Genomic DNA, 6,556 nt, shown 5'->3' on the forward strand with positions numbered 1-6,556 from the left:
TCACCGGCCCGTCCGCGGGTTGCGGTATTTAAATACCCCACCTACGCTCGGGGCCATGGTGCGTCTCCCCCTCAGCCCGGCCCAGGTCGAAGCAGGCCGTCGCCTCGGCCGCCGCCTGCGCTCCGCGCGCGGCGAGCGTGACCTCACCGAGGTCGCCCACGCGGCGGGCATCTCCCCGGAGACGCTGCGCAAGATCGAATCCGGCCGCCTGCCCTCCCCCGCCTTCGGCACCGTCGTCGGCCTCGCGGAGGCGCTGTCGCTCCCACTGACCGAGCTCGCCGAGGTCTATCGCGCCGAGCAGGTCGCCGAATCCGCCTGACCCGCCCGGGTTTTCGGCTCAGTCGCGGAGCGTGAGAATGCTCGGCCCGTCGGCGGTGACCGCGATCGTGTGTTCGCTGTGCGCGCACCGTGATCCGTCGGCGGAGCGAATCGTCCACCCGTCGGCATCGGTCACGACCTTCGCGGTGCCCGCCGCGAACCACGGCTCGATCGCCACGGTGAGTCCGGGACGCAAGCGGAAGCCACGACCGGCCCTGCCCGCGTTGGCCACGTGCGGATCCTCGTGCATGGTCCGGCCGATGCCGTGACCACCGAACTCGGTGTTGACCGGATAGCCGTAGTCGTGCGCGACCGCCGCGATGGCGGCGGAGATGTCACCGATGTGGTTGCCGGGCCGCGCGGCCGCGATCCCGGCGGCGAGTGCTTCTTCGGTGGCCTGGACCAGCCGCTGATCGGCCGGGTCCGGCGCGCCGACGATGGTGGTCACCGCGGAGTCGGCGGCCCAGCCGTCGATGGAGACGGCCAGGTCGGCGGTGAGCACATCGCCGTCACACAGGACATAGTCGTGCGGAAGTCCGTGCAGCACAGCGTCGTTGACCGCAAGGCACACGGTGTTGCGGAACGGCCCGCGACCGAACGAGGGCGCGTAGTCCCAGTAGCACGACACCGCGCCGCGCTCGCGGATCCGTTCCCGCACATACATTTCCAGCTCGAGCAGGTTCACGCCGACGGCAGCCTTCGCGTGCACGCCTGCCAGCACATCGGCCACGAACCGGCCGGTCACCCGCATCCGCTCGATCTCCGCGGGTGACTTCAGCTCCACCATCACGCCTCCAGTTGGTATTTTCATACCAGCCTAATGGTGGCGGTATAAAAATACCAATCGAGCGTTCAGCGGTTCAGGTTGCCCATGTCCACCGGGATCTGCGCGCCGGTGACCTGTCCGGCCTCGTCCGAACACAGCCACGCCACCGCGGCGGCGATCTCCTCGGGCTCGGTGAGGTAGGTGGGCAGCGCGTTCATGAAGATCGGCGACAGGGTGGCCGCGTGCTTCTCGAACAGCGGGCCCATCTCCGCCATCTGCATGCCGGTGGCCACACCGGCCGGGTGCACGGTGTTGACCCGGATCTTGTGCTCACCGAGTTCGTTGGCCATCGTCTTGGCCAGGCCGGTGATGGCGTGCTTGGTGGCGACATAGTGGCCCGTGAACGGAATGCCCTTGAGCCCGGCCACCGAGCTGATGAACACCATCGCGCCGCCCTCACCCTGCTCGATCAGGTGCGGAATCGCGGCTTTCGCGGTATGGAAGACGCCGGTCAGGTTGACATCGACCGTCTCCTGCCACTGCTCGGCGGTGATCTCCCACGACATCGCGGCCGAACAGATACCGGCGTTCGCGACGACGACGTCGAGCCTCCCGAACTGCTCGATCCCGGCCGCCAGCGCCGCCGAGAGCGCGGCGAAATCGCGGACGTCGACCTTGCTCGCGGCGATCTTGCCCCCGGCCGCTTCGACGAGGCGAACGGTCTCGGCCAGGTCCGCTTCGGTGGCGCCCGCGTAGCTGGTGCTGGCGAAGTCCGCGCAGACGTCGATCGCGATGATGTCAGCGCCTTCCTCCGCGAAGCGAACCGCCTCGGCCCGGCCCTGACCTCGGGCCGCGCCGGTGATGAAGGCGACCTTGCCCTCGTAGCGTCGCGTCATGTCCTACTACCTCCGAACGTCGATGTGCACTATGAACACCACACCATTGCCTGGCGTCTCGCGGTGCGGAATCGGCGGATTGGCCGGAGTCCAGGTAGGTCAGTCGCGAGCGAAGGTCGCCCACGCCCGGACGACGACCTCGCCCGCGGCATCGGCGCCGGCCAGGGTGACGTCGACGCGCGATTCACCGTCCTGCACATAGCTTTGCGTGACATGCCCCGAGCAGGTCATGACATCGCCGGGCGGCAGCGGACGCACGACCCTGGTGCGAAAACGGCGGATGTTCTCCGCGCCGAGCCAGTCGGTGGCATAGGTGGCCAGCAGCGCGGCGGCCTGCGGCGAGGCCGGTTCGCCTGCCACGGGTCCGGCGGCGGCCCATGATTCGGCGACGAGGCCGCCGGTGCGGTCGAAGTAGCGGGTCAGCGACTCCGCGGCCGTGACAGCGGGCTTGTCCACCGGGTCGCCCGCGATCGAGCGGATCGCCGTCAGCTGGTCTCCCGCGCGCGGCGGCGGGCCGAAGAACCGGTGATCGGTCTCCACCCGTTCGCCCGCCACGGCGCCGAATCCGTCGGCGGGCAGGAAGGTCGGCGGGACCACCGGCCGGTCGGCGAGCCGGTAGGCCGGATTGTGGGAGCGCGCCGCCTCGGCGAACGACCGGATGGCATCGGTCTCCAGAACCACCGCGACGTTACCCATGATCATTCCTCTCGTCCTGCCTGCAGGTTCCGTCACGCTATGGCCGCGCGCGGGCTGTGATCGGTTCCTCTCCCGCTGTTCGGGACACCGGCCGTCCGCGCCGAAAACATGTCCGCTGACCGGGAACACGGCAGCCCGACGACCCCCTCGCGGCGTGACGATCAGCACAGCTCATCCCCACTCCGTCCGATACATGGAGGTTTCGATGCCGGAGAACCCGCCGAACGGCCGATCACTGGACGCCACCGCCGACTATCGCCAGATCGAGGCCGCTGCCGCGCCGACCCGCTTCGCGCGCGGCTGGCACTGCCTCGGCCTGCTCTCGTCGTTCCGCGATGGCAAGCCGCACGAGGTGAAGGCTTTCGGCACCACCCTGGTGGTGTTCCAGTCCGAATCCGACGGCACGCTGCACGTGCTCGACGGATTCTGCCGCCATATGGGCGGCAACCTGGCGCAGGGCACCATCAAGGGTGACTCGATCGCCTGCCCGTTCCACGACTGGCGCTGGGGCGGCAACGGCAAGTGCACGGCCATCCCTTACGCCCGCCGGGTGCCCCCGCTGGCCAAGACCCGCTCGTGGCCGACCCTCGAGCGCAACGGCCAGCTCTATGTCTGGCACGACCCGCAGGGCAGCAAGCCCACCGACGAGGTGACCATCCCCGAGATCGAGGGCTACGGCACCGACGAGTGGACCGACTGGACCTGGAACTCGATGCTGATCGAGGGCTCGCACTGCCGCGAGATCGTCGACAACGTCGTGGATATGGCGCACTTCTTCTACGTGCACTACGCGTTCCCGCGCTACTTCAAGAACGTCTTCGAGGGTCAGGTCGCCACCCAGTACATGCGCTCGACGCCGCGTCACGACATCGAGGTCGGCACCAGCTACGACGACCCGAACTCCACCTTGCGTTCGGACGCCTCGTATTTCGGCCCGTCGTACATGATCGACTGGCTCTGGAGCGAGGCCAATGGCATGACGATCGAGACGGTGCTGATCAACTGCCACTACCCCGTCAGCGAGAACTCGTTCGTGTTGCAGTACGGCGCGATGGTCAAGAAGCCGCAGGGCATGTCCGACGATGACGCGAACGCGATGGCCGCCCAGTTCGCGCAGGGCGTCGAGTACGGCTTCGAGCAGGACGTGGCGATCTGGAAGAACAAGGCGCCGATCGACAACCCGCTGCTCTCGGAGGAAGACGGACCGGTCTATCAGCTGCGACGCTGGTACAAGCAGTTCTACGTCGACGTCGAGGACGTCACCGACGACATGACCACGCGGTTCGAGTTCGAGATCGACACCGAGCGCGCGGTGACCAGCTGGGAGGCCGAGGTGGCCGACAACATCGCCCGCGGCGCCGTCATCAACACCATGTCCTGACATTCATCACCCCGAACAGAAAGCACCACCTGCGATGACCAAGGTTCTCGACAACATCGCCGCGATCGCGGACCAGCTGCGCGATCAGGCCCCGGAGGCCGAGCGGCTCGGGCAGTTGCCCGACGCCACGGCGCAGCTGCTGAAGTCGGCGGGCCCGATCCGCCTGCTGCAGCCCAAGAAGTACAGCGGGTACGAGGCGCATCCGCGCGAGTTCGCCGAGACGGTGATGGCCACCGCGGCGCTGGATCCGGCCAGTGGCTGGATCGCCGGCATCGTCGGCGTGCACCCGTGGCAGCTGGCCTTCGCCGATCCGAAGGTGCAGGACGAGGTGTGGGCCGACGACCACGACACCTGGATGGCCTCGCCGTACGCGCCGACCGGTATCGCCCGCCCGGTCGACGGCGGCTACATCTTCAACGGCCGCTGGCAGTTCAGCTCCGGCACCGATCACTGCGACTGGATCTTCCTCGGCGCCATGCTCGGCAACCCCGATGGCTCCATGGCCATGCCGCCGACGATGCTGCACATGATCCTGCCGCGCCAGGACTACACCATCGTCGAGGACTCCTGGAATGTGGTCGGCCTCAAGGGCACCGGCTCCAAGGACATCATCGTCAAGGACGCCTTCGTGCCCGACTACCGGGTGATGAACGGCGACCACGTCATCGACGGCACCGCGCAGAAGGAGTACGGCGTCACCGAGACGCTCTACAAGATGCCGTGGTCGACGATGTTCCCGCTGGGCATCAGCTCCGCGGTGGTCGGCATCGCCGAGGGCGCGCTGGCCGCGCACCTGGACTACCAGCGCGACCGGGTCGGCGCCCAGGGCACCGCCGTCAAGGATGACCCGTACGTGCTGTTCGCCATCGGCGAGGCCGCCGCCGACATCAATGCCGCCCGCCAGGAACTGCTGTCGAACGCCGACAAGATCTTCGACGCGGTCGACAAGGGCCAGGAGATCAGCTTCGCCGAGCGGGCCGCGGTCCGGCGCACCCAGGTCCGCGCGGCCTGGCGCGCGGTGACGGCCGTGGACCAGATCTTCGCCCGTTCCGGCGGCAACGCGATGCGGGTGGACAAGCCGCTGCAGCGCTACTGGCGCGATGCCCACGTCGGCCTCGCGCACGCCATCCACGTGCCGAGCACGGTCTACCACGCCTCTGCCATCAGCTCCCTCGGTCTCGAGCCCGCGGACAACCTCCGCTCGATGATCTGACCCGAATACCAAGAAGGACAACGGAAATGACAGACATCAAAGGCCTCGGCTACGTCAAGATCCAGACCGCCGACATGGACCGGTGGCGCACCTTCGCGTTCGACGTGCTCGGCTTCGCCGAGGGCAGCGGGCCCGACGAGAACGCGCTGTACCTGCGGATGGACGAGCGCGCCGCGCGCATCACCGTCGTGCCGGGTGACACCGACGCCGTCGTGACCATCGGCTGGGAGGTACGCGACCACGCGGCCCTGGTCCGCGTGCAGGAGGCCGTCACGGCGGCCGGCATCGCGGTCAAGCCGCTCTCGGTCGAGGAGGCCGACGCGCGCCGGGTCGAGGAGGTCATCACCTTCCATGATCCGACCGGCGCGACGCTCGAGATCTTCCACGGCGCGGTGCTCGACCACAGCCCCGTGGTGACGCCGTTCGGCGCGAAGTTCGTCACCGGCGCGCAGGGCCTTGGCCATGTCGTGCTGCCGACCATGGACCCCAACGGCGCGTTCGGCTTCTACACCGAGGTGCTCGGGTTCCTGCCGCGCGGCGCGTTCCGTATCCCGGCGCCGCCGGAGTTCGGTCCGATGCGGGTGCGCTTCCTCGGCGTCAACGAGCGCCACCACAGCCTCGCGCTGTGCCCCGCGCCGCACGGTGGCGCGCCCGGCCTGGTGCACATCATGGTGGAGGTCGACACCCTCGACGCCGTCGGCCAGGCGCTCGACCGCGTCACCAGGGACGGTTTCTCGGTGTCCTCGACGCTGGGCAGGCACACCAACGACAAGATGGTGTCGTTCTACGTGCGCGCGCCCGGCGGCTGGGACATCGAGTTCGGCACCGAGGGCATGAAGGTCGACGAGACCTACTACAGCGCTGAGGAAATCACCGCCGACAGCTACTGGGGTCACGACTGGTCCGGCAGCGAGCCGCTGGCTGCCATGTAACCCCGCACAGCCCTTCGACGGCCCCCGTGCCGAGCACTCCGCTCGGCACGGGGGCTGTCGTCGTTGCACACAGATTCAAGATTCATGTGACAACAGACACACGGCATGGTATCAATAGGCATATGCCTAATCGAAATATGCGAAGGGCATCAGCTCGTAGATCCGAATTGGAGCGCCCCATGGTCATCCAGGCCGAAGCCACCACCCCCAGCGCGATCCTCGATCGCGCGTCCCTGCTGCTCGACGCCTTCGACGGCCCGGGCAGGCTCACCCTCGCCCAGATCGTGCGCCGGACCGGCCTACCCCCAGTCTCTTATAAACAACAGACCCTGCCCACGAAAAGAGAGGTGTATA

Annotated in this window: 8 protein-coding genes; 5 read left to right on the top strand and 3 right to left on the bottom strand. The window is 68.0% G+C overall.

What is annotated here, in order from left to right; translation table 11 throughout:
• Positions 1-55 precede the first annotated feature (55 nt).
• Complete coding sequence (locus ACFWPJ_RS21330) at positions 56-319, top strand: helix-turn-helix domain-containing protein (RefSeq protein WP_378853895.1); 264 nt, start codon at positions 56-58, stop codon at positions 317-319.
• 18 nt (positions 320-337) lie between these two features.
• Here ACFWPJ_RS21330 and map read toward each other — a convergent pair whose 3' ends face one another.
• The 3 genes from map to ACFWPJ_RS21345 form a co-directional block, all read right to left on the bottom strand.
• The gene (map, locus tag ACFWPJ_RS21335) at positions 338-1,105 is read right to left on the bottom strand and encodes a type I methionyl aminopeptidase (protein ID WP_378853897.1); all 768 of its coding nucleotides are present in this window, start codon (positions 1,103-1,105) and stop codon (positions 338-340) included.
• Positions 1,106-1,170: 65 nt separating this feature from the next.
• Positions 1,171-1,980: a mycofactocin-coupled SDR family oxidoreductase gene (locus ACFWPJ_RS21340; RefSeq protein ID WP_378853899.1), complete on the bottom strand. Its 810-nt coding sequence runs from the start codon at positions 1,978-1,980 to the stop codon at positions 1,171-1,173.
• 99 nt (positions 1,981-2,079) lie between these two features.
• A complete protein-coding gene (locus ACFWPJ_RS21345) occupies positions 2,080-2,676 on the bottom strand; it encodes a hypothetical protein (RefSeq protein WP_378853901.1) in 597 nt (198 codons plus the stop codon).
• Between the two features lie 205 nt (positions 2,677-2,881).
• Here ACFWPJ_RS21345 and ACFWPJ_RS21350 point away from each other — a divergent pair, with 205 nt between their 5' ends.
• The 4 genes from ACFWPJ_RS21350 to ACFWPJ_RS21365 all read left to right on the top strand — a co-directional run.
• Positions 2,882-4,057, top strand: a complete 1,176-nt coding sequence (locus ACFWPJ_RS21350) for a Rieske 2Fe-2S domain-containing protein (RefSeq protein WP_378853903.1) — start codon at positions 2,882-2,884, stop codon at positions 4,055-4,057.
• A 34-nt stretch (positions 4,058-4,091) separates the two neighbouring features.
• Positions 4,092-5,270: an acyl-CoA dehydrogenase family protein gene (locus tag ACFWPJ_RS21355; protein ID WP_378853905.1), complete on the top strand. Its 1,179-nt coding sequence runs from the start codon at positions 4,092-4,094 to the stop codon at positions 5,268-5,270.
• Between the two features lie 26 nt (positions 5,271-5,296).
• Positions 5,297-6,202, top strand: coding sequence for a biphenyl-2,3-diol 1,2-dioxygenase (gene bphC / locus ACFWPJ_RS21360; RefSeq protein ID WP_378853907.1), 906 nt, complete (start codon positions 5,297-5,299; stop codon positions 6,200-6,202).
• Positions 6,203-6,381: 179 nt separating this feature from the next.
• Positions 6,382-6,556 (top strand): helix-turn-helix domain-containing protein (locus ACFWPJ_RS21365; protein ID WP_378853909.1); only part of this gene is annotated, 175 nt, incomplete at its 3' end.

Source organism: Nocardia sp. NPDC058497, assembly GCF_042720195.1.
Classification (GTDB): Bacteria; Actinomycetota; Actinomycetes; order Mycobacteriales; family Mycobacteriaceae; genus Nocardia.